At 67.5% G+C, this 26,547-nt stretch carries 33 protein-coding genes and 1 pseudogene; 11 read left to right on the top strand and 23 right to left on the bottom strand.

The features are described 5' to 3' along the window. Window positions 1–135: 135 nt before the first annotated feature. Together AC3WT0_RS19190 and AC3WT0_RS19185 are read left to right on the top strand one after the other, a co-directional pair. The gene (locus AC3WT0_RS19190) at window positions 136–1,062 is read left to right on the top strand and encodes an isoaspartyl peptidase/L-asparaginase family protein (RefSeq protein ID WP_492755029.1); all 927 of its coding nucleotides are present in this window, start codon (window positions 136–138) and stop codon (window positions 1,060–1,062) included. Window positions 1,063–1,114: 52 nt separating this feature from the next. Continuing rightward, the gene (locus AC3WT0_RS19185) at window positions 1,115–1,927 is read left to right on the top strand and encodes a S1/P1 nuclease (RefSeq protein ID WP_492755032.1); all 813 of its coding nucleotides are present in this window, start codon (window positions 1,115–1,117) and stop codon (window positions 1,925–1,927) included. A gap of 185 nt (window positions 1,928–2,112) precedes the next feature. Here AC3WT0_RS19185 and AC3WT0_RS19180 read toward each other — a convergent pair whose 3' ends face one another. The 11 genes and pseudogenes from AC3WT0_RS19180 to AC3WT0_RS19130 form a co-directional block, all read right to left on the bottom strand. Next, entirely contained in the window at window positions 2,113–3,393 is a 1,281-nt protein-coding gene (locus AC3WT0_RS19180) for a hypothetical protein (RefSeq protein ID WP_492755028.1), read from the bottom strand. Window positions 3,394–3,483: 90 nt separating this feature from the next. Continuing rightward, window positions 3,484–4,017 carry a peptidoglycan-associated lipoprotein Pal gene (pal, locus tag AC3WT0_RS19175; protein ID WP_492755027.1) on the bottom strand — a complete coding sequence of 178 codons (534 nt, stop codon included), beginning with the start codon at window positions 4,015–4,017 and terminating at the stop codon, window positions 3,484–3,486. A 46-nt stretch (window positions 4,018–4,063) separates the two neighbouring features. Then, a pseudogene (tolB, locus tag AC3WT0_RS19170) lies at window positions 4,064–5,317 on the bottom strand (Tol-Pal system beta propeller repeat protein TolB); the annotation flags it as partial. Window positions 5,318–5,426: 109 nt separating this feature from the next. Then, window positions 5,427–6,290, bottom strand: a complete 864-nt coding sequence (locus tag AC3WT0_RS19165) for a hypothetical protein (protein WP_492755026.1) — start codon at window positions 6,288–6,290, stop codon at window positions 5,427–5,429. Beyond that, entirely contained in the window at window positions 6,287–6,721 is a 435-nt protein-coding gene (locus tag AC3WT0_RS19160) for an ExbD/TolR family protein (RefSeq protein WP_492755025.1), read from the bottom strand. Before AC3WT0_RS19160 ends, AC3WT0_RS19165 begins: the two co-directional genes overlap by 4 nt. 3 nt (window positions 6,722–6,724) lie before the next feature. Then, window positions 6,725–7,417 carry a protein TolQ gene (tolQ, locus tag AC3WT0_RS19155; RefSeq protein WP_492755024.1) on the bottom strand — a complete coding sequence of 231 codons (693 nt, stop codon included), beginning with the start codon at window positions 7,415–7,417 and terminating at the stop codon, window positions 6,725–6,727. Window positions 7,418–7,423: 6 nt separating this feature from the next. Beyond that, the gene (locus AC3WT0_RS19150; protein WP_492755023.1) at window positions 7,424–7,882 is read right to left on the bottom strand and encodes a YbgC/FadM family acyl-CoA thioesterase; all 459 of its coding nucleotides are present in this window, start codon (window positions 7,880–7,882) and stop codon (window positions 7,424–7,426) included. Between the two features lie 32 nt (window positions 7,883–7,914). Continuing rightward, window positions 7,915–8,949, bottom strand: coding sequence for a Holliday junction branch migration DNA helicase RuvB (gene ruvB, locus AC3WT0_RS19145; protein ID WP_492755022.1), 1,035 nt, complete (start codon window positions 8,947–8,949; stop codon window positions 7,915–7,917). A 34-nt stretch (window positions 8,950–8,983) separates the two neighbouring features. Then, entirely contained in the window at window positions 8,984–9,526 is a 543-nt protein-coding gene (locus AC3WT0_RS19140) for a peroxiredoxin (RefSeq protein WP_492755021.1), read from the bottom strand. 68 nt (window positions 9,527–9,594) lie between these two features. Next, on the bottom strand, window positions 9,595–9,783 hold the full coding sequence (locus tag AC3WT0_RS19135; protein ID WP_492755020.1) for a PspC domain-containing protein: 189 nt from the start codon (window positions 9,781–9,783) through the stop codon (window positions 9,595–9,597). Window positions 9,784–10,128: 345 nt separating this feature from the next. After that, a complete protein-coding gene (locus AC3WT0_RS19130) occupies window positions 10,129–10,416 on the bottom strand; it encodes a 4a-hydroxytetrahydrobiopterin dehydratase (RefSeq protein WP_492755019.1) in 288 nt (95 codons plus the stop codon). 41 nt (window positions 10,417–10,457) lie between these two features. Here AC3WT0_RS19130 and AC3WT0_RS19125 point away from each other — a divergent pair, with 41 nt between their 5' ends. Genes AC3WT0_RS19125 through AC3WT0_RS19110 form a run of 4 tightly spaced genes read left to right on the top strand, consistent with a single transcriptional unit; the run spans window position 10,458 to window position 12,813 of the window. Then, window positions 10,458–10,871, top strand: a complete 414-nt coding sequence (locus tag AC3WT0_RS19125; protein WP_492755018.1) for a metallopeptidase family protein — start codon at window positions 10,458–10,460, stop codon at window positions 10,869–10,871. Next, window positions 10,868–11,452: a heme ABC exporter ATP-binding protein CcmA gene (gene ccmA, locus AC3WT0_RS19120; RefSeq protein ID WP_492755017.1), complete on the top strand. Its 585-nt coding sequence runs from the start codon at window positions 10,868–10,870 to the stop codon at window positions 11,450–11,452. Before AC3WT0_RS19125 ends, ccmA begins: the two co-directional genes overlap by 4 nt. Continuing rightward, entirely contained in the window at window positions 11,449–12,093 is a 645-nt protein-coding gene (gene ccmB / locus AC3WT0_RS19115) for a heme exporter protein CcmB (protein WP_492755016.1), read from the top strand. The genes ccmA and ccmB overlap by 4 nt, the downstream gene beginning before the upstream one ends. A gap of 3 nt (window positions 12,094–12,096) precedes the next feature. Further along, a complete protein-coding gene (locus AC3WT0_RS19110; RefSeq protein ID WP_492755015.1) occupies window positions 12,097–12,813 on the top strand; it encodes a phytanoyl-CoA dioxygenase family protein in 717 nt (238 codons plus the stop codon). A gap of 80 nt (window positions 12,814–12,893) precedes the next feature. Here the strand turns inward: AC3WT0_RS19110 and AC3WT0_RS19105 are convergent, their stop codons facing one another. From AC3WT0_RS19105 to coxB, 10 genes are all read right to left on the bottom strand, one after another. Continuing rightward, the gene (locus tag AC3WT0_RS19105; RefSeq protein ID WP_492755031.1) at window positions 12,894–13,763 is read right to left on the bottom strand and encodes a class I SAM-dependent methyltransferase; all 870 of its coding nucleotides are present in this window, start codon (window positions 13,761–13,763) and stop codon (window positions 12,894–12,896) included. 100 nt (window positions 13,764–13,863) lie between these two features. After that, complete coding sequence (gene thrC / locus AC3WT0_RS19100) at window positions 13,864–15,276, bottom strand: threonine synthase (protein WP_492755014.1); 1,413 nt, start codon at window positions 15,274–15,276, stop codon at window positions 13,864–13,866. An 11-nt stretch (window positions 15,277–15,287) separates the two neighbouring features. Next, window positions 15,288–15,932, bottom strand: a complete 645-nt coding sequence (locus tag AC3WT0_RS19095; RefSeq protein WP_492755013.1) for an SURF1 family protein — start codon at window positions 15,930–15,932, stop codon at window positions 15,288–15,290. Next, window positions 15,929–16,306, bottom strand: coding sequence for a DUF983 domain-containing protein (locus AC3WT0_RS19090; protein WP_492755030.1), 378 nt, complete (start codon window positions 16,304–16,306; stop codon window positions 15,929–15,931). Before AC3WT0_RS19090 ends, AC3WT0_RS19095 begins: the two co-directional genes overlap by 4 nt. Continuing rightward, complete coding sequence (locus AC3WT0_RS19085; protein ID WP_492755012.1) at window positions 16,303–17,124, bottom strand: cytochrome c oxidase subunit 3; 822 nt, start codon at window positions 17,122–17,124, stop codon at window positions 16,303–16,305. The genes AC3WT0_RS19090 and AC3WT0_RS19085 overlap by 4 nt, the downstream gene beginning before the upstream one ends. A gap of 36 nt (window positions 17,125–17,160) precedes the next feature. Continuing rightward, entirely contained in the window at window positions 17,161–17,715 is a 555-nt protein-coding gene (locus AC3WT0_RS19080) for a cytochrome c oxidase assembly protein (protein ID WP_492755011.1), read from the bottom strand. Beyond that, window positions 17,712–17,849, bottom strand: coding sequence for a cytochrome c oxidase system small membrane protein (locus AC3WT0_RS19075; RefSeq protein ID WP_492755010.1), 138 nt, complete (start codon window positions 17,847–17,849; stop codon window positions 17,712–17,714). Before AC3WT0_RS19075 ends, AC3WT0_RS19080 begins: the two co-directional genes overlap by 4 nt. Beyond that, complete coding sequence (locus AC3WT0_RS19070) at window positions 17,846–18,760, bottom strand: heme o synthase (protein ID WP_492755009.1); 915 nt, start codon at window positions 18,758–18,760, stop codon at window positions 17,846–17,848. The genes AC3WT0_RS19075 and AC3WT0_RS19070 overlap by 4 nt, the downstream gene beginning before the upstream one ends. Window positions 18,761–18,819: 59 nt before the next feature. Beyond that, the gene (gene ctaD / locus AC3WT0_RS19065; RefSeq protein WP_492755008.1) at window positions 18,820–20,508 is read right to left on the bottom strand and encodes a cytochrome c oxidase subunit I; all 1,689 of its coding nucleotides are present in this window, start codon (window positions 20,506–20,508) and stop codon (window positions 18,820–18,822) included. A gap of 3 nt (window positions 20,509–20,511) precedes the next feature. Further along, complete coding sequence (gene coxB / locus AC3WT0_RS19060; RefSeq protein ID WP_492755007.1) at window positions 20,512–21,561, bottom strand: cytochrome c oxidase subunit II; 1,050 nt, start codon at window positions 21,559–21,561, stop codon at window positions 20,512–20,514. A gap of 188 nt (window positions 21,562–21,749) precedes the next feature. On the opposite strand from coxB, the gene pyrE reads away from it, so the two are divergent. From pyrE to AC3WT0_RS19035, 5 genes are read left to right on the top strand one after another with little or no spacing between them, the layout of a single operon-like run. Then, on the top strand, window positions 21,750–22,331 hold the full coding sequence (gene pyrE, locus AC3WT0_RS19055) for an orotate phosphoribosyltransferase (RefSeq protein ID WP_492755006.1): 582 nt from the start codon (window positions 21,750–21,752) through the stop codon (window positions 22,329–22,331). Beyond that, complete coding sequence (locus tag AC3WT0_RS19050) at window positions 22,328–23,050, top strand: pyridoxine 5'-phosphate synthase (protein WP_492755005.1); 723 nt, start codon at window positions 22,328–22,330, stop codon at window positions 23,048–23,050. Before pyrE ends, AC3WT0_RS19050 begins: the two co-directional genes overlap by 4 nt. Then, a complete protein-coding gene (gene acpS, locus AC3WT0_RS19045) occupies window positions 23,047–23,451 on the top strand; it encodes a holo-ACP synthase (protein WP_492755004.1) in 405 nt (134 codons plus the stop codon). The genes AC3WT0_RS19050 and acpS overlap by 4 nt, the downstream gene beginning before the upstream one ends. Window positions 23,452–23,456: 5 nt before the next feature. Beyond that, window positions 23,457–24,344 carry a signal peptidase I gene (gene lepB / locus AC3WT0_RS19040; protein WP_492755003.1) on the top strand — a complete coding sequence of 296 codons (888 nt, stop codon included), beginning with the start codon at window positions 23,457–23,459 and terminating at the stop codon, window positions 24,342–24,344. 38 nt (window positions 24,345–24,382) lie between these two features. Then, the gene (locus AC3WT0_RS19035; RefSeq protein WP_492755002.1) at window positions 24,383–25,459 is read left to right on the top strand and encodes an AI-2E family transporter; all 1,077 of its coding nucleotides are present in this window, start codon (window positions 24,383–24,385) and stop codon (window positions 25,457–25,459) included. 51 nt (window positions 25,460–25,510) lie between these two features. Here AC3WT0_RS19035 and AC3WT0_RS19030 read toward each other — a convergent pair whose 3' ends face one another. Both AC3WT0_RS19030 and rpsU read right to left on the bottom strand, forming a co-directional pair. Continuing rightward, on the bottom strand, window positions 25,511–26,098 hold the full coding sequence (locus tag AC3WT0_RS19030) for an FKBP-type peptidyl-prolyl cis-trans isomerase (RefSeq protein WP_492755001.1): 588 nt from the start codon (window positions 26,096–26,098) through the stop codon (window positions 25,511–25,513). 21 nt (window positions 26,099–26,119) lie between these two features. Continuing rightward, window positions 26,120–26,326 (bottom strand): 30S ribosomal protein S21, encoded by a 207-nt coding sequence (gene rpsU / locus AC3WT0_RS19025; RefSeq protein WP_010126124.1) that lies wholly within the window; start codon window positions 26,324–26,326, stop codon window positions 26,120–26,122. Window positions 26,327–26,547 lie beyond the last annotated feature (221 nt).

The following is a 26,547-nucleotide window of genomic DNA, read 5'->3' as shown; positions in this document are numbered from 1 at the left end:
CGCTGAAAATGCTTATGGACGAGTCGTTCTGAACCCGGCGGGAACGCCATGTTAACGCTACCGCAAGATGCGTTAACGCCCCTCAAAACCGGCGGGCGGTTCCGGGAAGGACCCACTTCCTTTAAGGGGCTGCGCATGAGCAGCAATGATTGGACGATCCTAATCCACGGCGGCGCCGGGATCATCACGCGCGAAACGCTGAATCCTGAGACGGAGGCCGGTGCGCGCGCCGGGCTTGGCGCGGCGATCGATGCTGGTGCGGCGATTCTCGCGGCTGGCGGCAGCGCGATGGATGCGGTCGAGGCTGCCGTCCGCCTGCTCGAGGACGATCCGCATTTCAACGCCGGGCGCGGTGCGGCGCTGACTTATGATGGCACGGTCGAACTCGACGCCGCGATCATGGACGGGCGCGATCGCGCGGCCGGCGCCGTCGCCGGCGTCACGCGCACGCGCCATCCGGTCAGCCTGGCGCGGCAGGTGCTCGCCGCCAGCCCGCATGTCCTGCTCTGCGGCGCGGGCGCCGATGCCTTCTCGCGCGAGCAGGGGCTCGATCAGGTCGAGCCTGAATGGTTCGAGATTCCAGAGCGCCGCCGCCAGCTCGAAGCGATGCGCGCAAGCGGCGGCGATCACTTCGATATCGACATGAAATATGGAACGGTCGGCGCGGTCGCGCGCGACGCCGGCGGCCATGTCGCCGCCGCCACCTCGACCGGAGGCGTCACCGGCAAGCGCTGGGGCCGGATCGGCGATTCGCCGCTGATCGGCGCCGGCACCTATGCCGATGATCGCGCGGGTGCCGTCTCCGCCACGGGCGCGGGCGAGTTTTTCATCCGTATCGGCGTCGCGCACGAAATCGCCGCGCGCACGCGGATGCTCGGTGAACCGATGCTCGGGGCCGGCGACGCCGTGATCGGCGAGCTTGGCACGATGGGCGGCACCGGCGGCGTGATCATCGTCGACAGGGAAGGCGAAGGGGGCTGGCGCTTCAATACGCCGGGCATGTATCGCGCGATGGCGTCGGGTGGGGGAACGCGCCGCATCGCCATTTTCGGCGACGAATAGACGGAGAGACTGCCCCGTGCGCCTGTTGCCGCTTGTCCTTGCGTTCTGCGCCATGCTCGGCGCTTCGCCTGCCGCCGCCTGGTGGGATTATCCGCACGCCACCGTCGCGCGCATCGCGCTCGCCAACGTAAGGCCCGAAACGCGGCGCGCGGTCTTCGGGCTGCTGCGCGACGGCGCGCTGCTCGATACCCCGCAATGCCCGGTCGACACGATCGGCGAAGCCAGCACATGGGCCGATTGTATCAAGAAGCTGGGGCCGCGTTTCGCCGCCACCAGCGCCTGGCACTATCAGAATGTCGAGGTCTGCAAGCCCTTCGACCTCACGATCGCCTGCCGCGACGGCAATTGCGTATCGGCGCAGATCGATCGCGACGTGAAGCTGCTTAAGGACCGCCGCCTGTCGCGCGTGGAACGTCTTACAGCGCTGCTCTTCCTCATCCACTTTGTCGGCGATCTGCACCAGCCGCTCCACGCCGGCGACGATCACGATCTGGGCGGCAACAAGGTCGCCGCCGCCTACGGCATCGCAAGCGGGCGGATCAATCTGCACATGATCTGGGACGGCTATCTGGCCGAACGCGCGATCACGACGCCGCCCGCCGGCGTATCCGGCCTGCTCGCGGGCGTCTCGCGCGCCGAGCGCAGGCGATTGGCGGCGGGAAGCGTCACCGACTGGTCGCGCGAAAGCTGGGAAGCCGCGCGCGACCATGTCTATGCGCCCGTCGCGCCTGACGTCTGCACTGCGCCGCCGACACAGGTGAAGCTCAGCAACCAGCAGATCGAGGCGGAGATCCCGATCGTCCGCCAGCAGGTGCTGAAAGGCGGCCTGCGCCTCGCCCGCCTGCTGGACGAGGCGCTGGGCTGATCGTCGAAACGCTGTCCTACAGAGGCGCGGCGCCGTTAGACTAGGCCACCGCGCTCTTTGACATCGCCGCCGCTCGCACGTTGAGAATGCCGCTCCAGCCTCTCAACTTTGTCAACTTCCAGTGACGGGAATCGCGCTTTTCCGCCATTCCCTACACCAGGCAGCGTGGCGATGCGTCATCGCTCCTAGCAGGGCTTGCCGCCCAGCATCCCGCTCAGCGCGCCGCCCAGGCTCGGCTTGCATGCCTTGTTCTTGGGCTTCTGCTTGGGGCGCGGAGAATCCTCATCGTCCCCGGCGCTTTCGTCACCCATGCCGTTCATCGCGGCGGCCATCTCGCCGAAGAAGAAGGTCGTGGTCGAACGATGGCGGACAAGCGCGGTCCATTCGGGGCGCCACGCGATCTTGGGATCGGCGGGGCGCGGCGGGAAGGCGAAGCTTTCCTCGGGGCCGAAGGCGTTGAGCATGCCGATCATCGATTCGCCGGCCGCCTGCCTGACCTCGGCAGGGATGGTGCAGCTCGTCTGCGTCGGCGGCATCACGACCTTGTCGGTCACCAGGCGCCGGACGGTGGCGGGACTGAGGAAATCGTTCAGCCCGCCGCCGAACTCGCGCGTCGCCGACGATGACCACCAGACGATGTCGCCACCGCCGCCGCGCATCTCCTTCGCGCCGATGACATTGGCGTAATAGCCCGTTGCCCCGGCGATCGCGCCCCAGTTCACGTCGGTCGCGCCGTCCGCCGAATCCGCCGATCGCGTGCGCAGCCCGGGCATGAAATCCTGCGTCGTCGAGAACTTCATCGGCGGGCTGTAATTGCCCTCGACCCGCTGGAGCCCGATCAGCGATGCGCCGGGCGGCACCTGCTTCGCGGTGCGGCCATTGGGCCATTCGCCATAGGTGCGCGAATTGGCGAGCGTGACGATGCGCTCGATCGGCGCGCGCGCGCTGAACAGGCCGGGCGGGATCTGGCCGGCCGCGACCTTCGCGAAATCGATGACGACGGGCTGCCCCGGCCCCACATGCGCGCCGCATCCCCAGAAGATCAGCAGCCGGCCCTTGGGCCTCTCGAAAGTCTCGGATTCCGATCCGGGCGTGCGCACCGGCGTGACGAGCGGCAGCGCGTCGCCCATGCGCAGCGCGGGATCGGGCAGGTGATCGGCGGCTGGCGTGCCCGCGCTCGGCGCAAGCGTGGAGCCGAGGCGGAGGAGCAGGGTGCGCGTCACGCTGTTCGCGCCGCCGCCGCCCATCATCATCCGCATCATAGCGCCGCTGTCGGGCTTCCCGCCCCCCATGCCACCACCCATGCCGGGCAAGCCCGACATGGTCGTCGCATCCATCACGTAGCGCGCCTTGGGACCAGCGGGGGCAGGCGCGCCGGGCGCCGATCGCACGGCAGGTCCGGCGAGAAGAAGAATCGCAGGCAGGGTCAGCGCCGTGCCCAATCTGGCAGAGAATTTGAGTGACATAGGCCCTCCAGATGCGATGGGGCCGGGCGTGTCCCGGCTTCCCGTCTGCGACCTGGCCTTTTGGCCTATGCCACTCTCATGACCGCAAAATCAGCCGATGACAACCGTCACGGCGCGGCGGTTCTGCGCCCAGGCGGCTTCGTCCGAACCCGCCGCGATCGGGCGCTCCTTGCCATAGCTGATCACGTTGATCCGCGAGGGCGAGACGCCGGCGGCGACCAGATAGTCCTTCGCCGCATTGGCGCGACGCTCACCGAGCGCGAGGTTGTACTCGCGCGTGCCACGCTCGTCGCAATGGCCCTCGATCGTGATGCGGACGTTGGCATACTGGTTCAGCCAGCGCGCCTGGCTGTCGAGGATCGTCTTGTTCTCGGCATCGACGTCGGAGCTGTCGGTCGCGAAATGGACGGTGTCGGACTGGACCTTCTGGAGGAAATCCTCCTTCGATCCGGGAACGATCGTGCTCTGCACCGGCCCCGGCGGCGGCGCGGTGTTGGTGTCGGGCGCGGGTGCGGTCTGCGTCGGCGGGGCGGGCGGAAGCTCCTTCGGGGGCTTCTTGGCGCAACCGGCAACAGCGATCAGCGAGGCGGCGATCAACAGGCGGGCGGGGGTCATTTTCAGCATAGTTTCTTCTCCTCCTGGGTCGTAATGCGCCCATAGATAAAAAGTTTCAGGGCAGTAACGGTCCCCACGCAGGATCGGATCCGTCGAGGGGGGTGGGGATACGGCGTTCGTTAACGCCGGTCAGGTCGACCGACCAGAGGCTGGTGCGGCCGGAACCTTGCGCGGTGCGGAAGAACATCAGCACCCGCCCGTTGGGCGACCATGTCGGGCCTTCGTCCTGCCAGGCGTTGGTGAGCAGCTTTTCGCCCGAACCATCGGGCGCCATCACGCCGATGCGGAAGCCGCCGCCGATCTTGGTATAGGCGATGAGGTCGCCCTTGGGGCTCCACACCGGCGTGCCATAGCGTCCGCTGCCGAAGCTGATGCGCTGCTGGTTCGATCCGTCGGCATTCATCACGTAAAGCTGCTGCCCGCCCGAGCGATCGCTCTCGAAGACGATCCGGCTGCCGTCGGGCGAATAGCTGCCGCCCGTATCGATGCCGGGCGAAGTGGTGAGCCGCTGGGGCGTGCCGCCGGTCGCGCCGACCCGGTAGATGTCGGTGTTGCCGTTGACGGTCATCGAGAAGATGATCCAGCGCCCGTCGGGCGAGAAGCGCGGCGCAAAGGTCGTGCTGTTGCTCTGGACGACGAGGCGCTGGCGCCCGCTGCCGACGTCATAGGTGTAGATGCGCGGCTGGTTGCCGGCATAGCTCATATAAACGACGGTCTGCTCGTTGGGCGAGAAGCGCGGGGTCAGCACGATATTCTGCCCGTTGGTCAGAAAGCGGTGGTTCGCGCCGTCCTGATCCATGATCGCCAGTCGCTTGACGCGCCGGTCCTTGGGTCCGCTTTCGGAGACATAGACGACGCGACTGTCGAAATAGGGGCCTTCGCCGGTCAGTCGCGTATAGATGCTGTCGGCGCATTTATGCGCAGCGCGGCGCCAATATTGCGGCTGGACGACGAAGCCCTGCCGCGTCAGTTCGGTCTTGGCGAAGACGTCGTAGAGATAGCAGCCGACGGTCAGCGTGCCGTCGCCATTGGCGCGGACGAAGCCCTGGACCAGCGCCTGCGCGCCCGTCTGCACCCAGAAGGGGAAATCGGGCGCGGTCACCTGGTCGAAGCCGACGGGCTTGAGTTGCGAGGGATCGAGCGGCTTGAACAGCCCGCTCCCCTTCAGATCCGCCGTCACCACTTCGGCGACCTGCCGGCCAAGCGCATCAGTCGCGCCCGCCGCGGTCGGCTGCGGAGCGGGGGTGGGCATCGGCGGGATGGCGATCGGCATGGGCGACGATATGCCGCCGGTCACGTCGACCTCGATCTGCGCCAGCGCGGGCGATGCCAGCGCTAGCGATCCCAGTCCCAGCAAGCCCCAGGCGGCTGCGGCCATCACCCGTTTCATTTTTGGCCTCTCCCGTTCTGAACCCGCATCAGCTGAGCTGGCGCGGGATGAAGTTGATCACGATATCCTGCCAGCCGCCTTCGTAAAGCTCCGCCGGCAACTTGAGCGGCGAGCAGCGCGGATTGAGCACGGCGTTACGCGCGACTTCGGCCATGCGTGCCTGATACATGCTGTTCGATCCGTTGACCCCGGTAAAGCCGACGATCTGGAGATGGTCGCGCGTCACCAGCCCCGAGCGATCGGGCTGGAGGCGCAGCTTGACGACGATATCCATTGCTGAGGTGCCGCCGAGCGGGCCGAGATCGTAGCAGGGCCGGATCTGGCGGGCGATCGCCGAACCCAGGCTGGAGAGCGCCTGCGCGCCGACGACGGCGGCTTGCGGCGTCTGCCCCTTTGCCTGCTCGCGCGCGGAGGCCGCCAGCCCCTTGCGGAAATCCGCGCCAAGCAGCGATCCGCGCGGTCGCTCCGGCTTGGCGGTGGCTTCGCTGCCCGAGGATTTGACCGGCGCCTTGGTCGGCACCGGCTTGGGCGCGGGCTTGGCAGGCGCCGGCTTCTCGGGCGTCGGCGCAACCTTCTTGATGTCGGGGCTCGGTGCTGGCGCGGGCTTGGGCGCGGGCGGCGCGGGAACCGGCTCGATCGGCTGCGGCTCGGGCGGCGCGCTATCGGCAGGCTTGCCGATCTCGAGCGCGACGCTTTGCGCAGGCTCCTCGGTCGCCGGCTCGGGGAAAGCCGATTTCAGCCCGATCTCGTCGACGAACTGGACCTCGACGGGATCGCTCTTGAGCTTGAGCGGATTGGGCGTGGCGAGGAAGCCCACCGAAAGCAGGCCGAAAAGGATGACGTGCCCGGCAAGGGCGACGCCAAGCCCGGTCTTTTCGGCCCGGCTGATCATTTCTGCTCGACCGCGTTGCTGACGAGCGCGATGCGGTTCAGCCCCGCGCGGTTGAGCTCGCCCATAACCCGCATCACCTGACCGTAGCCGAGCGCGGTATCGGCGCGCAGGAAGATCTGCGGCGGTCCGTCCTTGGCGCCCGACGCGATCTGCTCGAGCCGCGCGGGCAGCGCCTCGTCGCTGACGGCATCGTCGCCGATGAAGGTCTGGCCCTTGCTGTCGAGCGAGATCATCACCGGCTTCTGGTCCTGGTCGATCGCGCCGGCGCGGCTCTCGGGCAGCTTCACGTCCACGCCGGCGGTCAGCAATGGCGCAGTGACCATGAAGATGATCAGCAGCACCAGCATCACGTCGACCAGTGGCGTGACGTTGATCTCCGCCATCGGCGCGCGACGGCCTCCATGGCGGCGCCGGCCGAGGTTCATCGCCATGGCTCAGGCCTCCGCGTCGAGCTCGCGCGACAGCGTCGCGTGGAAGCCGTCGGCGAAGCGGCCAAGCCGCGCTTCGAGGCGATCGAGCGCATGGCTGAAGCGGTTATAGGCGATGACCGCGGGGATGGCGGCGAACAGGCCGATCGCGGTGGCGAACAGCGCTTCGGCAATGCCCGGCGCGACCACGGCGATGCTCGAATTCTTCTCGGCCGCGATGCCGGTGAAGGCGCGCATGATGCCCCAGACGGTGCCGAACAGGCCGATGAAGGGCGCGACGCTGCCGATCGTCGCGAGCACGGTCAGTCGGCCCGACAGCTTGTCGATCTCCGCGCCGATCGCGCTGGCCATCACGATGTGGAGGCGTTCGCGCGTCCCGCTGCGGTCCACTTTCTTGCCCGCCGTCGAACGTCGCCATTCGCGCACGCCCGCGTCGAGCACGCGCGCCACGGGCAGGTCGACGCGGCCATGCGCGTCGTGGAAGCGATCGATGTCGGGCGCCTTCCAGAAGTCATCCTCGAACTGCGCGGAACGGCGCGCGGTCTTACTGAGGCCCGAACCGAAGCCGAGGATAATCGCCCAGCTCCAGATGCTCGCGCCAAGCAGCCCGAGCATGACGGCTTTCACCACCCAGTCCGCCTGCAGGAACAGGCCGATCGGCGAGAGCGTGGCGGCGTCGCTGTTCACGAAAAAGTCCATCGCGGGCTAGTTTCCCTCCTGTGTGAGCCGTTCGAAGATTGCGATCCATTCGGGCGGCTGGCGTTTCGGCCGACCGGACGGAGTGAGGAAGGCCGCGAGGACATCGGCCTCGGTCAGGATTTCACGACCCCGCCTGACTGTCTGATGAATGAGGCAGGTCGCGGCACCAAACTCCTTCAGGTGGCTGACCACGACCAGCGCATCGTCCAGCCGGGCGGGCCGCAGATAGCGGATGCCTATATCGGCGACCGCGTAAACGCCTTCACCCCGGTCGAAGGTTCCGCGCTGATCGATGCCCGCGACGCGCAGCATGTCCGATCGTGCGCGCTCCATGTAGCGCAGATAGTTGGCGTGATAGACCACGCCCGAAAGATCGGTGTCCTCGAAATAGACGCGCACCGGAAAACGATGCTCGGCGCCCACGAAGCGACCGGCAGGCGGATGGGGATCGTCGGCCTGGTCCATGGCCGGTTTCATTAACGATTATGGCAGGCCGCTCAACCCTCGAACGGCAAGAAATCCTGCGGTCCGCCGTCTGCGGGGGGCGTCAGGCCGAGATGAGTCCAGGCCCGCCCGTTGAGGCAGCGGCCACGCGCAGTGCGCGCGACGAGGCCGAGCTGGATCAGATAGGGCTCGATGACTTCCTCGATCGTGTCGCGCGGTTCGCTGAGCCCGGCCGCAAGCGTCTCCACGCCCACCGGCCCGCCCCTGTAGATGTCGGCGATCATCAGGAGGTAGCGGCGGTCCATGGCGTCGAGGCCGAGTGCGTCGACCTCCAGCCGGTTGAGCGCCTTGTCCGCGATCTTCGCGTCGACCGTCGCGGCGCCCGCCACGTCGGCGAAGTCGCGGACGCGGCGCAGCAGGCGGCCGGCGATGCGCGGGGTGCCGCGCGCGCGGCGGGCGATCTCGCGCGCGCCATCCTCGGCTATGCCAAGGCCGAGCAGGCCGGCGGCGCGCGCCACCACCTGCTGCAGCTCATCGACCGTGTAGAAGTTGAGCCGCACGGGAATGCCGAAGCGATCGCGCAACGGGCTGGTGAGCAAACCCTGCCGCGTCGTCGCGCCGACAAGGGTGAAGCGCGGCAGATCGATCCGCACCGATCGCGCCGACGGACCTTCGCCGATCATCAGATCGAGCGCGCGATCCTCCATCGCGGGATAGAGCACTTCCTCGACTGCGGGGGCGAGGCGGTGAATCTCGTCGATGAACAGCACGTCGCCGTCCTCGAGATTGGTGAGGAGCGCCGCGAGATCGCCCGACTTGGCGATCACCGGCCCCGATGTCGCGCGAAAGCCGACGCCCATCTCGCGCGCGATGATCTGCGCCAGCGTGGTCTTGCCCAGCCCGGGCGGGCCGAAGAACAGGACATGGTCCAGCGCGTCGCCGCGCGCGCGGGCGGCGGAAATGAAGATACGCAGATTCTCCCGCGCCGCCGCCTGGCCGACAAATTCGTCGAGCGCCCGGGGACGCAGCGCCGCGTCCACATCCTCGGGGCGGCGCGCGGCGGCGATCAGGCGATCCGTATCGGTCATCGCTTGATCGCCTAGCGCGTTTCGGCGGGGCGCGTCAGCCCTTCTTGTGCGCGGCGGCCCACTTCTTCACCGCATCCATCGTGCCGGTGACATGGCCGACGGGGTTCATCGCCGAATAGGCGAAGATCACCTTGCCGCCCGGCGCGATGACATAGGAAGTGCGGTTGGTGAGGCTGGCTTTCTGCGGCAGCACCACGTCATAATCCTTGATGACGGCGGGGCTGGCGGCGCCGACCGCGAACTTGTCGCGGCATTCGACCGACGAGAATTCGGCGATGCGCTCGATATTGCCGGCGGTAAGGCCGATCACCGTCGCGCCATATTTGCCGAACTCGGCGGTGGCTTCGGCGAAGTCGTGCGCTTCGGCGGTGCAGCCGGGGGTGAAGGCGGCCGGGAAGAAATAAAGGACCACCGGGCCTTTCTTCAGCGCCTGCGCGAGACTGAAGGCGAAGGGCTTGCCGGCAAGCGCGGCCTGGGTCGAAAAATCGGGCGCCTTGGCGCCGGGGGCCAGCGCCGCCCCGGCGGGCGCGGTGGCCAGCAGGGCGGCAGCGGCGATTGCGAGGGGGAAGGGCTTCATCGGGCGGTCCTCTGTCCTGGGGCGAGGAGCGCGACCTTATCCTTCCTGCGTCCCGCGTCCAGAGCCGATCAGGCGGCGTCCGCGATCAGGCCGACGATCAGGTAAGCGGCGATCGAAACGGGGCCGAGCGCGAACAGCGTCAGCAGAACCAGCGCGACGCGGATCAGCGTGACATCGACATTGGTCGAACGGGCGATCCCCGAGCAGACGCCCATCCACTTGGCGTTGCTCTTGTCGAGGGCGTAGCGAGCAGACATTTGAACTTGCCTCCTAGGTTGTCGGTGGGAGATCGGGTCGTCGCTCAGATGACGAGCGACGACGCCGGACCAACGGCAGCCGAAACCATCACGGCGGCGACGACGAGCGCGGCAGCGGCCGAGACGGCCAGGTTCTGCAGCTTGACGATATCGAACGAGAACATTGCATATCTCCTTGGTTTGCAGTGGTCCGCCAGACCATCCGGCGGGGATGCCAAGGAGATTGCAGAGACCGTGCCAATTTGCGCTTCGGCCGGAAAAGTGCGGAAAATCCGATTCAATTGCCTGAATGTTGGATGAATATGCGCCGATAGTTGGGATTTTTCGCCGATCGGCGGGAAAATGCTAGAGCAGCGCCTCGATCGCGCGCGCCATCGCCACGTCGCGCGCCGAAAGCCCGCCGGCGTCATGCGTGGTGAGGAGGATGTCGACGCGGTTCCACACGTTCGACCATTCGGGATGATGATCGGCCTTCTCGGCGAGCAACGCGACGCGCGTCATGAAGGCGAAGGCGGCGGAGAAATCGTCGAAGACGAAGCTGCGCATGATCGCGTCGCGGCCGTCGTCATAGTCCCAATCGTCGAGCCGATCGAGCGCCGCCGCCCGATCCTCGTCGCTCAACGCCTCGATCATCCTGCCTTCCTTCCCATCTTCATTTGCGCCACTGTCGGGGGATGAGCATCGAAGGTCAATCTCCGGCGACGCTGGCGCCCGACGCGGCGGCGATCGAGGCGCTGGCGATCGCCGCGCTCAACCGGCTGCCCCCCGAATTCCGCCTGCACCTGAGCGACGTCGTGATCCGCGTGCAGGATTTCGCCGAGGACGAGGTGCTCGACGAAATGGGGATCGACGATCCCTTCGCGCTCGCCGGCCTGTATCGCGGCCGGCCCTTTGGCGAGAAATCGTCGATGGAAAGCGGCGCGCTGCCCGACATGATCTTCCTCTATCGCCGCCCGCTGCTCGACGAATGGATCGAGACGGGCGTCGGCCTCGAAGCGCTGGTCGGCCATGTGCTGGTGCACGAGGTCGGGCACCATTTCGGCCTGTCGGATGATGACATGCACGCGCTGGAGGATGCGGCCGGGTGAGCGACGCGCGGCTGGCGTTCGATCGCGTCGCCTGCGCGCGCGGCGGACGCATCCTGTTCGACGCGATGAACTTCGCGCTCGGACCCGGCGATGCGGCGCTGGTGACCGGCCCCAATGGCGCCGGCAAATCGAGCCTGCTGCGCCTTGCCGCCGGGCTGCTGCGCGCCGCCGGGGGCGAGGTCGTCCGACAGGGAGCGGTCGCGCTGGCCGACGAGGCGCTGGCGCTCGATGCGCGCCTGCCGCTGGCGGCCGCGCTGGGTTTCTGGGCCGGGATCGATGGGGGGCGGCCGCGGCTGGATGCGGCGATGGCGGCGATGGGCATTGCGCATCTGGCGCCGGTGCCGGTCAGGATCCTGTCGACCGGACAACGCAAGCGCGCGGCGCTGGCCCGCGTGATCGCATCGGGCGCGCCGATCTGGCTGCTCGACGAACCGGGCAACGGGCTCGACGGCGACGGACTGGCGCTGCTCGAGGCGGCGGTCGCCACGCAGCGCGCGGGCGGTGGGCTGGTGATGGCGGCGACGCATATGGCAATCGCGATACCGGGCGCCGCGACGATCGGCGTCGGGGTGGCCGCATGATCCTGCTCGCGCTCATCCGCCGCGATGTCGCCGAGGCATGGCGCGGCGGCGGGCTGATGCTGCCGCTCATCTTCTTCCTGCTCGTCGCGACGCTCTTTCCCTTCGCGGTCGGCCCCGATGCGCCGCTGCTCGCGCGGATCGGCGGGGGCGTGCTGTGGGTGGCCGCGCTGCTCGCCGCGCTGCTCCCCGTCGACCGGCTGATCGAGCCCGATCGCGCCGCCGGCATGCTCGATCAGCTGGCCGTGCGCGGCGTGCCCGACGAACTGGTCGCGCTGGCGAAGATCGCCGCGCACTGGACGAGCTTCGGCCCGCCGCTGATGCTCGCCGCGCTCCCCGCCAGCGCGCTGATGGGCATGGACGGCGCGGCGCTGGCGCGCGTCGAGGCCGGGCTGGCGATCGGCACCCCGGCGCTGGCGGCGCTTGGCGTCGCCGTCGCCGCGCTGACCGGGGGCCTGCGCAGCGCGGGCGCGATCGCCGGGCTGCTGATGCTGCCGCTTGCCGTGCCGATCCTGATCTTCGGCGCGGGCATGCTCGATCCTCTCGGCGGCGGCGCGGTCAAGCTGCTGGCGGCCGCGTCGCTGCTCACGCTCGCGGCCGCGCCCTTCGTGGCCGGGGCGGCGATCAGGGCGGGGCGGGAGTAGAGCGTGGATACGGCTGGTGTATCGTATCCCCATACGGGAAATCAGGCGTACTCTGACGCGCTGGATCTGGCACGCGATGGCGCGCGACTCTTCCCCGGCGCGGCGCTCAGTGCGCTCGGTCACCTCGAGCAAGCCCTGGCACAGCTTCCGGCGGGGCGAGCGGGCATAAGGATTTGTGGCATAGAGGCACTGCATCCGCTGCTTGCCGACAAGGGGCCGATCGGCGCGATTGCCGCTGCCGCGCTCGGAGTCGGAACAAGGCCTGTCCGCGCAATCCTTTTCGACAAGGCGGCCGATGCCAACTGGTCGTTGGCTTGGCACCAGGATCGGACGATTTGCGTCAAGGAGCGACTCAATGCTCCGGGCTTCGGGCCATGGACGATCAAGGCGGGCATGCAGCATGTGGCTCCGCCGTTCGATGTGCTGGCCCAAATGGTCACATTGCGGGTCCATATCGACGCGGTTCCGGCCGACAACGCGCCGCTGCTGATAGCGCCGGGATCGCACAGGCTGGGGCGTATCGCGGTCGATGCCATCGATGAGGTGGTCGGACGTTGCGGCCGCTATACATGCCTCGCGGAGGCCGGCGACATATGGCTCTATAAAACGCCTATCCTGCATGCCTCGGATGCCGTGCGCCGGCCCGGGCGCCGGCGCGTCCTGCAGATCGATTTCGCGGCGTGCGAATTACCCTATCGGCTGGAATGGCTGGGCGTTTGATAGCTCCCCGGTCTATCTTCAGCCTCGTGGCGTGGGCTGGCACGGCGCGGGTGACATCGGCAGCAAGGCCTGAGGAGCCCCTAGCGCGACCAGCGTGCGAAGATCGCGGTGGGGAGCAGCAGGCCGCGCGCTTCCTCGCGCACGGCCAGTTCGCCGGCCTCGACCTGGCCGGGCAAGTCGGCGAAGGCCTGGGCGACGAGCTCGCCGATCGCCAGCGCCGACATGCGGACGGCATAGACAGTCAGGAACAGGAAGCGCGAATCGGCGTCGAGCAGGCGGCGGCAGTCGGCGATCAGGCTCGGCAGGCTCTCCTCGAGCTTCCAGATCTCGCCTTCGGGGCCGCGGCCATATTTGGGCGGGTCGAGCAATATGCCGTCGTAGCGGCGCTCGCGGCGCACCTCGCGCGCGGTGAACTTGGCGGCGTCGTCGACGATCCAGCGCACCGGCGCGTCGGCAAGGCCCGAAAGCTGGGCGTTGCGGCGCGCGGCATCGACCGATTTCTTCGACGCATCGACATGGACGACCTGCGCGCCCTTCGCCGCCATCGCCAGCGATCCGACGCCCGTATAGCCGAACAGGTTCATGAAGGCGGGCGCGTCCATGCCCGCCACGCGCTCGCGCATCCAGCCCCACACCGGCGCCATGTCCGGGAAGAAGCCGAGGTGGCGGAAGGGGGTACAGTTCGCCTGGAAGCGCACATCGTCCCACGCCAGCGGCCAGCCTTCGCGCGGCACCGGCTTGTCGAACTGCCAGCGGCCGCCGCCATCCTCGTCGGCGCCGGGAACGAACTCGGCATCGGCCTGCCAGTCGTCGCCGGCGGGTGCCCACATCGCCTGCGGCTCGGGCCGCACGAAGCGATAGCGGCCGTAGCGCTCCAGCTTGCGGCCATGTCCGCTGTCGACGAGGCCGTAATCGGCCCAGGGTTCGCCGATCAGCGTGTGGAGCTTCATGCCGGTGCCCGTTCGTGTCGAGCGCAGTCGAGACACGCCTGCGCGCACGGCAACGCCCCTCGACGTCGCTCGGGGCGAACGGAGAGGGGCAGTCGCATCATCAGCGACCGAAGCCCGCGCTGGGTGTCGCGCGCTCGGCGATATAGCCGGTGACGGCGGTGTAGTCCGCGGGCAGAGTCGCGTAGCGCTCCTCGCGCGCGAACAGATCGCCGACGCGCGAGGGAAGCACGGGGCGCTGGCCGGTGGCGCGCTCGGCCGCGTCGCGGAACTTGGCCGGGTGCGCGGTCGCCAGCGTGACGATCGGGATCGCAGGGTCGAGATCGGCGGCGCGCGCGGCGGCGAGGCCGACGGCGCTGTGCGGATCGATGAGCTGGCCCGCGCCGTCGCTGGCCCAGCGCATGGCCAGCGCCATGTCGTCGGCGTCGATGCGCGCACTGGTGAAGAGTTGGGCGGCGCCCGCCAGCTGGCCGTTGGTCAGGCGCATCGCCCTGGTCGCCTCGAAGCCGCGCATCTGCGCCGCCAGCGCGCCGCCGTCGCGGCCGCCAAGGTCGAACAGCAGCCGCTCGAAATTGGAACTGACCTGGATATCCATCGACGGCGTGGCGGTGGGGGTGACGACGCCTGCCGAATAGTCGCCGTTCGAAAGCGCGCGGTGGAGGATGTCGTTGACGTTGGTCGCGACGATCAGCCTGGCGATCGGCAGCCCCATCTTCGCCGCGACATAGCCCGCGAACACGTCGCCGAAATTGCCCGTCGGCACCGAGAAGGCGACGGCGCGGCGCGGCGCGCCAAGGCGGACGGCGGCGTAGAAATAATAGACCACCTGCGCCATCAGCCGTGCCCAGTTGATCGAATTGACCGCCGAAAGCGCGAAGCGGCCGGCAAAGGCGGGATCGGCGAACATCGCCTTCACCATCGCCTGCGCATCGTCGAAGCTGCCTTCGATCGCGATATTGTGGACGTTGGGGGCAAGCACCGTCGTCATCTGCCGGCGCTGGACGTCGGAGACGCGGCCGGCGGGGTGGAGCATGAAGATGTCGACCTTGGCGCGGCCGGCGACCGCGTCGATCGCCGCCGATCCGGTGTCGCCGCTGGTCGCGCCGACGATCGTCAGATGCGTGTCGCGGTCCGACAGGAAACGCTCGAACAGCAGCCCGAGGAGCTGGAGCGCGACATCCTTGAAGGCCAGCGTGGGGCCGTGGAACAGCTCGAGCAGCCAGTGGCGGTGGTCGAGCTGGACCAGCGGCGTCACCGCATGATGCGCGAAGCGGCCATAGGCCTGTGTGCACAGCGCGCGCAGCTCATCCTCGCTCAGCGCGTCGCCGACGAAGGGCGTCATCACGCGCACCGCCGTCTCGACATAGGACAGCCCGGCCATCGCCGCGATCTCGTCCGCCGAGAATCCCGGCCATGTTTCGGGCACGTAAAGGCCGCCATCGGCCGCGAGCCCCGTGAGCGTCACCGCCTCGAAATCGAGCGCGGGCGCCTCCCCCCTGGTGCTGATATAGCGCATGGCCGGCGGGCTTAGCCTTGCGTCGGCCCCCTGCCAACCCCTGTGCTGTCGACCCCGGCGCGGCTGCGGGCGCGCAGGGCGAATGCGTAGATGACGATCGCGACGCCGGCGAAGAGGAACCACTGCATCGCATAGGCGAAGTGATTATTGGGGATCGATCCCAGATCGGGGCCGGGATTGGCGGCAAGGCCCGCCGCAGGCGTATCGGCGACGAGCATCAGCGGCTTGGGCGCGGGGCGCAGCAGCGAGGCGATCAGCGACTGGTGGCTGGGCGCGTGCGCGATATAGCCCGAAACCTTGCCGCCCGGCCATTTTGGCTTGAAATTGGGATCGGGCGTGGTGCCGAGCTGGACGAGCATCCCCGGCCCCTCGGCCCCCGTGCGGCAGGCGGCGATGATCCGGTATCCCGCGCGCCCGGCGCCTTCGGTCGCATAGCCGACGGGTTCGAGGCACCAGCCGCCCGCCTTGCGGAACAGCAGGCTCTCGTCGGGAAAGCGCGGGAAGGCGGTGGCGGGCTTTGCGGGATTGGCGGCGAGGCTGGCGAGATAGGCCTGCTTTTGCGGCAACCGATCGAGCAGTTGCCACAGGCCGAGGCCGATCATCGCCGCCACAGCCAGCGTCACGACGATCGTCGCAAGGATCGGCGGGCGCTTCATTTGGGGTCGATCCGTCCTTCGCGCGCCTGATTGCGATATTCGGCAAAGAGCAAAGCCGCCTTGGCGACGCGCAACGAGACGAGCACCAGCGCCAGCGTCACCGGCACCCAGATGAGGGCGTGGACCCACAGCGGCGGGTGCAGCGTCAGTTCGAGCGTGATCGCGAGGATGACGACGAGCGCGCCGATGATCATCGTCAGGAAGGCCGCCGGCCCGTCGCCGACGTTGAAGCTGGCGAAATCCAGCCCGCAATTGGCGCAGCGATCGGCGAAGCTCACCGGCCCCCGGAACAGCGTCGGCGCGCCGCACCGGGGGCAAAGTCCCTTCAGCGACGCGCCGACAAGATCGGGCGCAGGATCGGCGGGTGTCGTCAGCCCGCGTGGACCGGCGCGCCCCAGCCCCCCCAGACGTAGATGGAAATGAACAGGAACAGCCACACCACGTCGACGAAATGCCAGTACCAGGCAGCGGCCTCGAAGCCGAAATGCTGGCGCGGGGTGAAATCGCCGCGATAGGCGCGGACAAGGCAGACGATCAGGAAGATCGTGCCGATGATGACGTGGAAGCCGTGGAATCCCGTCGCCATGAAGAAGGCCGCGCCATAGTTCAGCCCTTTGAAGGCGAAGGGGGCGTGGACATATTCATAGGCCTGGATGCTGCTGAACAGCAGGCCGAGCAGGATCGTCGCCCACAGGCCCTTCTTCAGCCCGTCGCGGTCGCCGTGGATCAGCGCGTGATGCGCCCAGGTGACCGTCGTGCCCGAGCAGAGCAGGATCAGCGTGTTGAGCAGCGGGAATTTGAAGGGATCGATCACCTCGACGCCCTTGGGCGGCCACACGCCGCCGACCGCCTCGGCCGAGGAGGGGAAGAGCGCGAAATCGAACCACGCCCAGAACCAGCCGACGAAGAACATCACTTCCGACGCGATGAACAGGATCATCCCGTAGCGCAGGTGGAGCGACACGACGGGCGTATGATCGCCGGCATGCGCTTCCTTGATGACGTCGCCCCACCACATCCACATGGTGGCGAGCACGCCGAGCAGGCCCAGGAAGAAGACCGGCGTCGCATAGGCCGCCGAATGCATCCACATGATGCCGCCCGACGCCAGGATCAGCGCCGAAAGCGACCCCATGAGCGGCCATGGGCTGGGTGCGAGAATATGATAATCGTGGTTCTTGGCACCGGCCATTTCGCGAGACCCCCTCTCCAATCCCTTTTTCAAACTCTAGCTTCCGCTTTTCCCCGGGTCCACCGGGAAGAAAGTGTAGCTGAGCGTGATTTCCTGAATGTCGTCAGCGTCGTGATCCTTGAGCATCTTGGGATCGACGAAGAAGATGACGGGCATCCGCACCTCCTCACCCGGCTGCAGAGTCTGCTGGGTGAAACAGAAGCACTGGATCTTGGTGAAATATTTGCCCGCTGTATCGGGCGAGACGTTGAAGGCCGCCGTGCCGGTGATTGGCCGGTTCGAATTATTCTTCGCGACGAAGAAGGCCATGTCGCGCGCGCCGACCTCGACATCGTCGGTCGCGCGTTCGGGGCGGAAGGTCCAGGGCAGGTTGGGCGCGACATTGCTGTCGAAACGGACGCGGACGATGCGCGTGGTCGCCGTCCTGGGAAGTGCGGCGGCGTCGGCGCGCTGCGTCGTCCCCTGATAGCCCGTCACCTGGCAGAAGATGCGGTAGAGCGGAACGCTGGCATAGCCGAGCCCGAGCATCGCCAGCGCAATCGCGGCGGCGGCAATGGCGCTGCGGCGGTTGCGGGCGGCGAGATCGGTCACCGGCCGGTCATCTTCGCAATGGCGATGCAGTAGAAGAGGACGACCAGCGCGCCGAGGATCAGCGCCATCACGATCGCGCGCGATCGCTGGCGCGCGCGGATCCGGTCGGGGTCGAGAGGGTCGGGCGTCGTCATGCGAGGATCATCCTGTCGGCGACGAGCGCGGCGAAGACGAGGAAGAGATAGGCGATCGAATATTTGAACAGTCGCTTCTCGGCGGCCATTTCGGCGGGATCGCCGGCGCGCGAGCGCCAGACCTGCACCGAGAGCATGATGAAGACGAGGCTGAGCGCGGTCGCTGCCCAGCCATAGATCGCGCCGGTCACCCCCAGCGGCCAGGGCAGAATCGCCGCCGCCGCCATGATGAAGCTGTAGAGCAGGATCTGGCGGCGCGTCGCCTGTTCGCCCGCGACCACGGGCATCATCGGGATGCCGGCGGCGGCGTAGTCGGAGCGGACGAACAGCGCGAGCGCCCAGAAATGCGGCGGCGTCCACAGGAAGATGAGCGCGAAGAGCAGCACGGGCAGGATCGTCACATCGCCCGTCACCGCCGCCCAGCCGATCAGCGGGGGAAAGGCGCCCGCCGCGCCGCCGATGACGATATTCTGCGGCGTCCGCGGCTTCAGCCAGATCGTGTAGATGACGACGTAGAAGAGGATCGACGCGGCGAGGATCGCGGCGGCGAGCCAGTTGGTCGCCAGCCCCATCAGCAGCACCGAGAAGAAGGACAGGCCGACGCCGAAATGCAGCGCCGACTGGCGATCCATGCGGCCGGCGGGCAGCGGGCGGTTGCGCGTGCGGCGCATCAGCCCGTCGCGGTCGGCCTCGACCCACTGGTTGAGCGCGCCCGACGCCCCGGCGCCGATCGCGATGCACAGGATCGCGGTGAAGCCCAGCGTCGGGTGGATATGGCCGGGTGCCGCCAGCAGCCCGCACAGCGCCGTGAAGACGACGAGCGACATCACCCGCGGCTTGGTCAGCGCAAGGAAATCACGCCAGTCGGCGGGAAGGGCGGGTTCGGCGATGGGCAACGCGGAAACGCTCATTCAAAAACTCGAATCCGCCCCGGGCGCGTGGCCAGGGGCGGATTTCTCGTTGTGCCGGATCAGTCGATCTTCGGCAGGGTTTCGAACTGGTGGTAGGGCGGCGGGCTCGAAAGCGTCCATTCGAGCGTCGTCGCACCTTCACCCCAGGGATTGGCGGGCGCCTTCTTGCCCGCCGCCAGCGACAGGATCAGGTTGAGGAAGAAGATGCCCATGCCGGCGGCCATGATCATGTAGCCGGTCGTCGCGACCGTGTTCCAATGCTCATAGGCCGGCGTGTAGTCGGGATAGCGGCGCGGCATGCCCTGCAGCCCCAGGAAATGCATGGGGAAGAAGAGCAGGTTCACGCCGATGAAGAACACCCAGAAGTGCAGCTGGCCGAGGAATTCATTGTACATCTTCCCCGACATCTTCGGGAACCAGTAGTAGAAGCCCGCGAAGAGCGAGAAGACCGCACCCAGCGACAGCACATAGTGGAAGTGCGCGACCACATAATAGGTGTCGTGCATATAGTCGTCGATGCCGCCGTTCGCGAGCACGACGCCGGTGACGCCGCCGACGGTGAACATGAAGATGAAGCCCAGCGCCCAGACCATCGGGGTCTTGAAGCTCAGGCTGCCGCCCCACATCGTCGCGATCCACGAGAAGATCTTGATGCCCGTCGGCACCGCGATCACCATCGTCGCGGCGGTGAAGTACATCTTCACGTCGACGCTCATGCCCGTCGTGAACATGTGGTGCGCCCACACGACGAAGCCGACCACGCCGATCGCGACCATCGCATAGGCCATGCCGAGATAGCCGAAGACCGGCTTCTTCGAGAAGGTCGACACGATCTGGCTGACGATGCCGAAACCCGGCAGGATCATGATGTACACTTCGGGGTGGCCGAAGAACCAGAAGAGGTGCTGGTAGAGCACCGGATCGCCGCCGCCCGACGGATCATAGAAAGTCGTGCCGAAATTGCGGTCGGTGAGCAGCATGGTGATCGCCGCGGCGAGCACCGGAAGCGCGAGCAGCAGCAGGAAGGCGGTGACGAGCACCGACCACACGAACAGCGGCATCTTGTGCAGCGTCATGCCCGGCGCGCGCATGTTGAATATGGTGGTGATGAAGTTGATCGCGCCGAGGATCGAGCTGACGCCCGCAAGGTGAAGCGAGAGGATCGCCATGTCGACCGCCGGGCCTGCCGACCCGCTGGTGGAAAGTGGCGCATAGACCGTCCACCCCGTGCCCGCGCCGAGGCCGGTGCCGCCGGGGAAGAAGCTGGAGCCGAGCAGCAGCGTGAAGGCCGGGATGAGCAGCCAGAAGCTGATATTGTTCATCCGCGGGAAGGCCATGTCCGGCGCGCCGATCATGATCGGGACGAACCAGTTGCCGAAGCCGCCGATCATCGCGGGCATGACCATGAAGAAGACCATGATCAGGCCGTGCGCGGTGATCAACACGTTCCACAGATGATAGGCCTCGTCCATGCTGGCGGGCGGGCCGCCGACCAGCGAATTGTGGAGCGTCGCCCAGGTCTGCAGATACTGGATGCCCGGATGCATCAGCTCGGCGCGCATCAGGCCCGAGATGGCACCGCCGATGATCCCCGCGACGATCGCGAAGATCAGGTAGAGCGTGCCGATATCCTTGTGGTTGGTCGACATGAACCAGCGGGCGAAGAAGCCCGGCTTGTGATCCGCGTCATGATGATGGTGCGCGTCGTGCGCGTGGAACGCGCTGGGCGTGGCTGCGATATCGGTCATGGCTCAGTTACCCGAAGCGGTGGCCGGAGCGGCCTGATTGGTGGCGGGGGCGGCGGCGGGCGCGGCCTCCGTGGCGGCTGCGGCCCCGGCCGGCTTGTCGCCGGGCATCGAGCCGCCCTTCGAGCGGACCCACTGCGCGAACTGCGCAGGGCTGACCGCCTCGACGGCGATCGGCATGAAGCCGTGGCGCGCGCCGCACAGTTCGGAGCATTGGCCGAAATAGAGGCCCGGCTTCTCGATCGTGAAGCTCACTTCATTGAGCCTGCCGGGGACCGCGTCCATCTTGGTCCAGAAGGCCGGGATCGCCCAGCTGTGGATCACGTCGTTCGAGGTGACGATCAGCTTGATCGGCACGCCCACGGGCATGACGATGCGATTGTCGACCGCAAGGCGCGCGGGGCCGTCGGCATCAGTGCGGGCGCGCTCGCCCTTCGCCGCGTCCTTCGGTTCCTTCAGCATGTTCGATACGATCTCGAACCCGCCATTGTCGGGATATTCGTAGGTCCAGTACCACTGGTTGCCGATCGCCTTGATCGTCAGCGCATTCTTGGGCGCCGGCTTGAACTGCGCGGCGAGCAGGCTGATCGACGGCACGGCGATGAACAGCAGGATCAGCACGGGCAGCAGCGTCCAGATCACTTCGATCGCCGTGTTGTGCGAGGTGCGCGACGCGACCGGGTTGGCGGCGCGGCGATAGCGGATGATCACCCAGATCAGCAGCGCGAGGACCAGCACCGAGATGACGGTGATGATCGGCAGCAGCACCGAATCATGGATCCATTCGGCCTGGCGCCCGTTGGGCGTCACCTGTTCCTGCAGGTGGATGGCGCCCGGTATCGGCATGCCTTCGCCGGCGACGGGCAGCAGCGCGGCGGGTGCCGCGACCTTCTCGGCCGCAGCGACGGGTGATTCGGCAGGCGTTGGTGCGGCCGCCGCAGGCGCGGGCGCCGGCGTGGCGACGACCGGCGCGGGAGGCGCCGGCGTTTGAGCATGTGCGGCGATCGGCGTGGCAAACATGCCGATGGCCAGCAGAAGCGACGTGAGCTTCGTCATATTCTTTTTATACCCCGGTTGGCCGCCCCCCCAAGGCGCGCGGCCTTCAGCCTCTCTTCTCCTAAGAGAATCGAGTTATATGCGGCACTTTCCAGCGCCTCAAGCGCTTGTCCCCATTTTTCCCGCCATTGCGCGGGCAGGGTGCGGTCCCTATCAGGGCGGGCCGGCCCAAGGGTGGATGAGAAAACATGACCGACGACGAGATATTGGCGGAATTCAGGGCGGCGGAAGCGTTGCTCGAGGGGCATTTCATTCTGTCGTCGGGGCTCAGGAGCCCGCGCTATCTGCAATGCGCGCGCGTGCTGATGAACCCTGCGCGCGGCGCGAAGCTGGCCGAGGCGCTGGTCGCGAAGCTGCCCGCCGACCTGCGCCAGGCGATCGACGTCGTCGTTTCGCCGGCCATGGGCGGCATCATCATCGGGCATGAGATGGGCCGTGCGCTGGGCGTGGACGCGCTGTTCCTCGAACGGCCCGAGGGCGTGTTCGAGTTGCGCCGCGGCTTCCGCCTCACCCCCGGCGCCAGGGTGCTGATGATGGAAGACGTCGTCACCACCGGGCTCAGCTCGCGCGAGGCGATCGCGGCGATCGGGCGCGCGGGGGGCGAAGTGATCGCGGCCGGCTCGCTCGTCGACCGGTCGAACGGGACCGCCGATCTGGGCGTGCCTTTCTTCCCGCTCATCCGCCTCGAAGTGCCGACCTATGCCGCCGATGCGCTGCCACCCGAGCTGGCGGCGATCCCGGCGGTGAAGCCAGGGAGCCGCGCGGGGTGACGATCCGCCTGGGCGTCAACATCGATCACGTCGCGACGATCCGCAACGCGCGCGGCGGCGCGCATCCCGATCCGGTGGCGGCGGCGATCCTTGCCGCCCACGCGGGCGCCGACGGCATCACGGCGCATCTGCGCGAGGACCGGCGCCACATCACCGACGGCGACATCGACCGGCTGATGGCGGAGATCGATCTGCCGCTCAACCTCGAGATGGCGGCGACCGAGGAGATGCTGGCGATCGCGCTCCGGCACCTGCCGCACGCCGCCTGCATCGTCCCCGAACGGCGCGAGGAACGCACGACCGAAGGCGGGCTCGACGCCGCCGGGCAGCTCGCGCACCTGACGCCGATCGTCGCGCGCCTGCGCGAAGCCGGCATTCGCGTGTCGCTGTTCATCGAACCCGATGCGCGCCAGATCGAAGCGGCGCTGCGCCTCGGCGCGCCGGTGGTAGAGCTGCACACCGGGCGCTACGCGCATCTGGACGGCGAGGATCGGGCCATCGAACTGCGAAGACTGGCGGACGCCGCTGCGCTTGCCGCGAAGAACGGGATCGAGGTCCACGCCGGGCACGGCCTGACCTTCGACAATGTCGTGCCCGTCGCCGCCATCCCCCAGCTTGCCGAGCTCAATATCGGCCATTTCCTGATCGGCGAGGCGATCTTCATCGGGCTGGAAGCGAGCGTCGAGCGCATGAAGGCGCTGATGGGCGAGGCGCGATGATCGTCGGCATGGGATCGGACCTGTGCAATATCGAGCGCATCCGGAATTCGCTCGATCGCTTCGGCGCACGCTTCGAGGAGCGGGTGTTCACCGAGGTCGAGCGCGCCAAGGCCGCGCGCCGGCCGTTCACGCGCGCCGGCACCTACGCCAAGCGCTTCGCCGCCAAGGAGGCCTTTTCCAAGGCGGTCGGCACCGGTTTCAAGCGCGGCGTCTTCATGAAGGATATCGGAGTGGTCAACGCGCCGTCGGGCGCGCCGACGCTCGCCTTGACCGGCGGCGCGAAAGAACGTCTCGAATCCTTGATCCCACCGGGCTATGAGGCCCGGATTCATCTGACCTTGACCGACGATCATCCCTGGGCACAGGCGTTCGTCATTATCGAGGCCTTGCGCAAGGAGTGAATCGCTTGAGCGATTCGACGAAGATCGAGACGACGACATCCGCCCCCGCCGCGAAAAGCGCGGAGACGAAGCCGAAGAAGCAGACCGACTGGTGGTCGGAAGCCAAGGGTATGTTCTGGCTGCTGCTGGCGGTGCTCGCCTTCCACAGCTTCATTGCCAAGCCCTTCTATATCCCGTCCGAATCGATGATGCCCGGGCTGCTGGTCGGCGATCGTCTGGTCGTTTCCAAATATCCCTATGGCTGGTCGTTCGTCTCGCCGACCTTCCATCTGCTGCCGCCGATCAAGGGCCGGCTGTTCGGCCGCATGCCGGAACGCGGCGATGTCGCCATCGTCTCGCCCCCGGGCGAGAAGACCGATTATATCAAGCGCGTCATCGGCCTGCCGGGCGACACGCTGGAGATGCGCAACGGCGCGCTCATCATCAACGGCGTGCCGGTGAAGCGCGAACGCCGCCCCGACGCGATGATCGCGGTCGACACCAACGCGCCGTGCAACGAGATCGAATTTCCGGGCCGCCTCGTCACCCAGCCCGACGGCAAGCAATATTGCCGCCTGCCGATCGTGCGCGAGACGCTGCCCAACGGTCGCTACTACGATACGATCGATCTCGAGGATAATAGCGCGACCGACAATTTCGCGCCGCTCGTCGTCCCCGCCAACCATGTCTTCATGATGGGCGACAATCGCGATCGCAGCGCCGACAGCCGCGTGCCGCTGGCCAATCAGGGGCTGGGCGGGCCGGTGCCGTGGGAGAATCTGGGCGGCCGCGCCGAATTCATCACCTTCTCGCTCGACGGTGATTCGGAATGGTATAACCCGATCAGCTGGTTCACGTCGCTGCGCGCCGGCCGCGCGGGCACCAGCCTCCATCCGGCGCGCGTCGCCAAGTGAACGATCCGGCCAGCCACCCGCCAACAGGGGCTGGCCCCGTGGAAACCAGCGATCGCGCGCTGATCTTCGAGTTCAAGCGCGCGCTCGTCTGGGTTTCTGTCATCGTCTTTTTCGCGCTGGTCGTGCTGCTGATCCAGCCGATCATGCTCATCATGGCTGGGTTGGTGCTCGCCTCGATGCTCGACGGCGGCGTCCGCCTGCTCGGCCGAGTGCTGCCGATCGGGCGCGGCTGGCGCCTGCTGATCGTCACGCTCGCCGTCACCGCCTTCATCATCGGCACCGTGGTGATGGCCGGCGTCCAGATCAGCGCGCAGGCGATGCAACTGTCGGACGTCGTACAGCAGCAGGCGACGCGCTTCATGGACTGGCTGGGCAGCCACGGCCTGATGCCGCGCCGCACCGATCTGTCGGCGATCGCGCAGCAGGGCGTCGGATCGATCGGGCGGCTGACGAGCTGGGTCGGCACCGCCGCCGGCGCGGTGGGCAGCGCGGTGATGGTGCTTGCGATCGGCCTGTTCGTGGCGATGGAGCCGCGCGCCTATGGCCGCGGCCTCGAATGGATGGTGCCGCAGGCGGTGCGCCCGGCGTTCAGCGCCACGATCGCCGACATGGCGTTCGTGCTTCGCCGTTTGCTGGCCGGGCGGCTGCTCGGCATGCTGGTCGAAGGCGTGCTGATCTGGATCGCGCTCAGCCTTGGCGGCGTGCCGATGGCGCTGCTGCTCGGCATCATCACCGGCATCCTCGCCTTCATCCCCAATATCGGCGCGTTCGTCAGCGGCGTGCTGATGGTCGCGGTCGGGTTCAGCGCCGGCGTCCATACCGGCATCTGGGCGATCGCCACCTATTTCATCGTCCAGACCTTCGACGGCTATGTCGTCATCCCGCTCGTCGCGCGGAAGACGGTGGACATGCCCCCGGCGCTGACGCTCGGCTGGCAGATATTGGTGGGCAGCATATTGGGGCTGGTCGGGCTGATGCTGGCCGATCCGCTGCTCGCGATGATCAAGACAGCGCTGGAACGCAGCGCCGGCAAGACGCCCAGGGGCGATACGCCGGCGGCGGAGAAGGCGCCGGCACGTCGATCGCGCCCGGCACCGAAAACGGCGAAGGCCTGAGGGGCCTCCGCCGTCGCTTTGTCGGAGATTTGATGGCCGAAGCCCCGCGCCTCAGCGGGCGCCGGGGCCTTCGGGCACGGCGCCGCCCTGCTGCTGCATCTGACGCTGCTGCATCTGCTGGAGCACGGCCGCAGGGATGAAGTCGATCAGGTCGACGTCGAAGACGAGCAGCGAATCGGGCGGGATCGGGCCGCCGGCCGGCACGTCCTTGCCGTAAGCCAGCTCAGGCTTGATCCACAGGCGATACTTGCCGCCCTTCTGCATCAGCTTCAGCCCCTCGCTGAAACCGGGGACGACCTGCGCCACGGGCATCGGCGCGCGGTCGGCCTTGTCGAACTCCTTGCCGTCGCGCAGCGTGCCGACATAGTTGATCAGCACGACGTCGGCGTCGGTCGGGCTCGCGCCCTCGCCGGGCTTGAGCACCTGATACTGGAGGCCGCTCGGCGTGGTCTGCACGCCCTTCACATGGCCGTTCCAGGTCAGGAACTGCTCATTGGTGCCGTCCTTGGTGCCGATCACCTTGCCGGTGCCGGCCCAGGCGACCGCGCCACCAATTGCGGCGACCAGGGCGACGCCCAGCCAGAGACGCGTGAGGGTGCCTTTGCGCACCGGCTGCAGCGGAACAGCGCTGTTCGACATGGTCTAAGCTACCGGGCCGGCTTACCGGACGCCGTCACGCTCGGCGCGCTTGCGCTCCAGCTTGCGGGCGCGACGGATCGCGGCGGCACGCTCGCGCGCACGCTTTTCCGACGGCTTCTCGTAGTGACGACGCAGCTTCATCTCGCGGTACACGCCCTCACGCTGCAGCTTCTTCTTGAGCGCGCGGAGAGCCTGATCGACATTGTTGTCGCGAACGATGATCTGCATAAACCCGTCAAACTCCAATCAATTTTCCGGCGCCCGGCCGGAAATCGGCGGACAGCGGGCGCAATGAAATACGGCGGCGGGAGAATCATTCCCACGCCGGAAAGCCCGCGCCCTACCAGCGAAGCGGCGGTTTTTCAAGCGGCTTGGTAGGGCGGCGCCAGCCCGCTCCCCCACCCGGCCTCCCATTCAGGATACACTCTGTGGGAGGCCGGGTGGGGGAG

Source organism: Sphingomonas sp. EU05-FHT14C10, from assembly GCF_058790595.1.
Note: the sequence above shows the minus strand (reverse complement) of the source record. Positions and strands in the feature narration are given on the sequence as shown.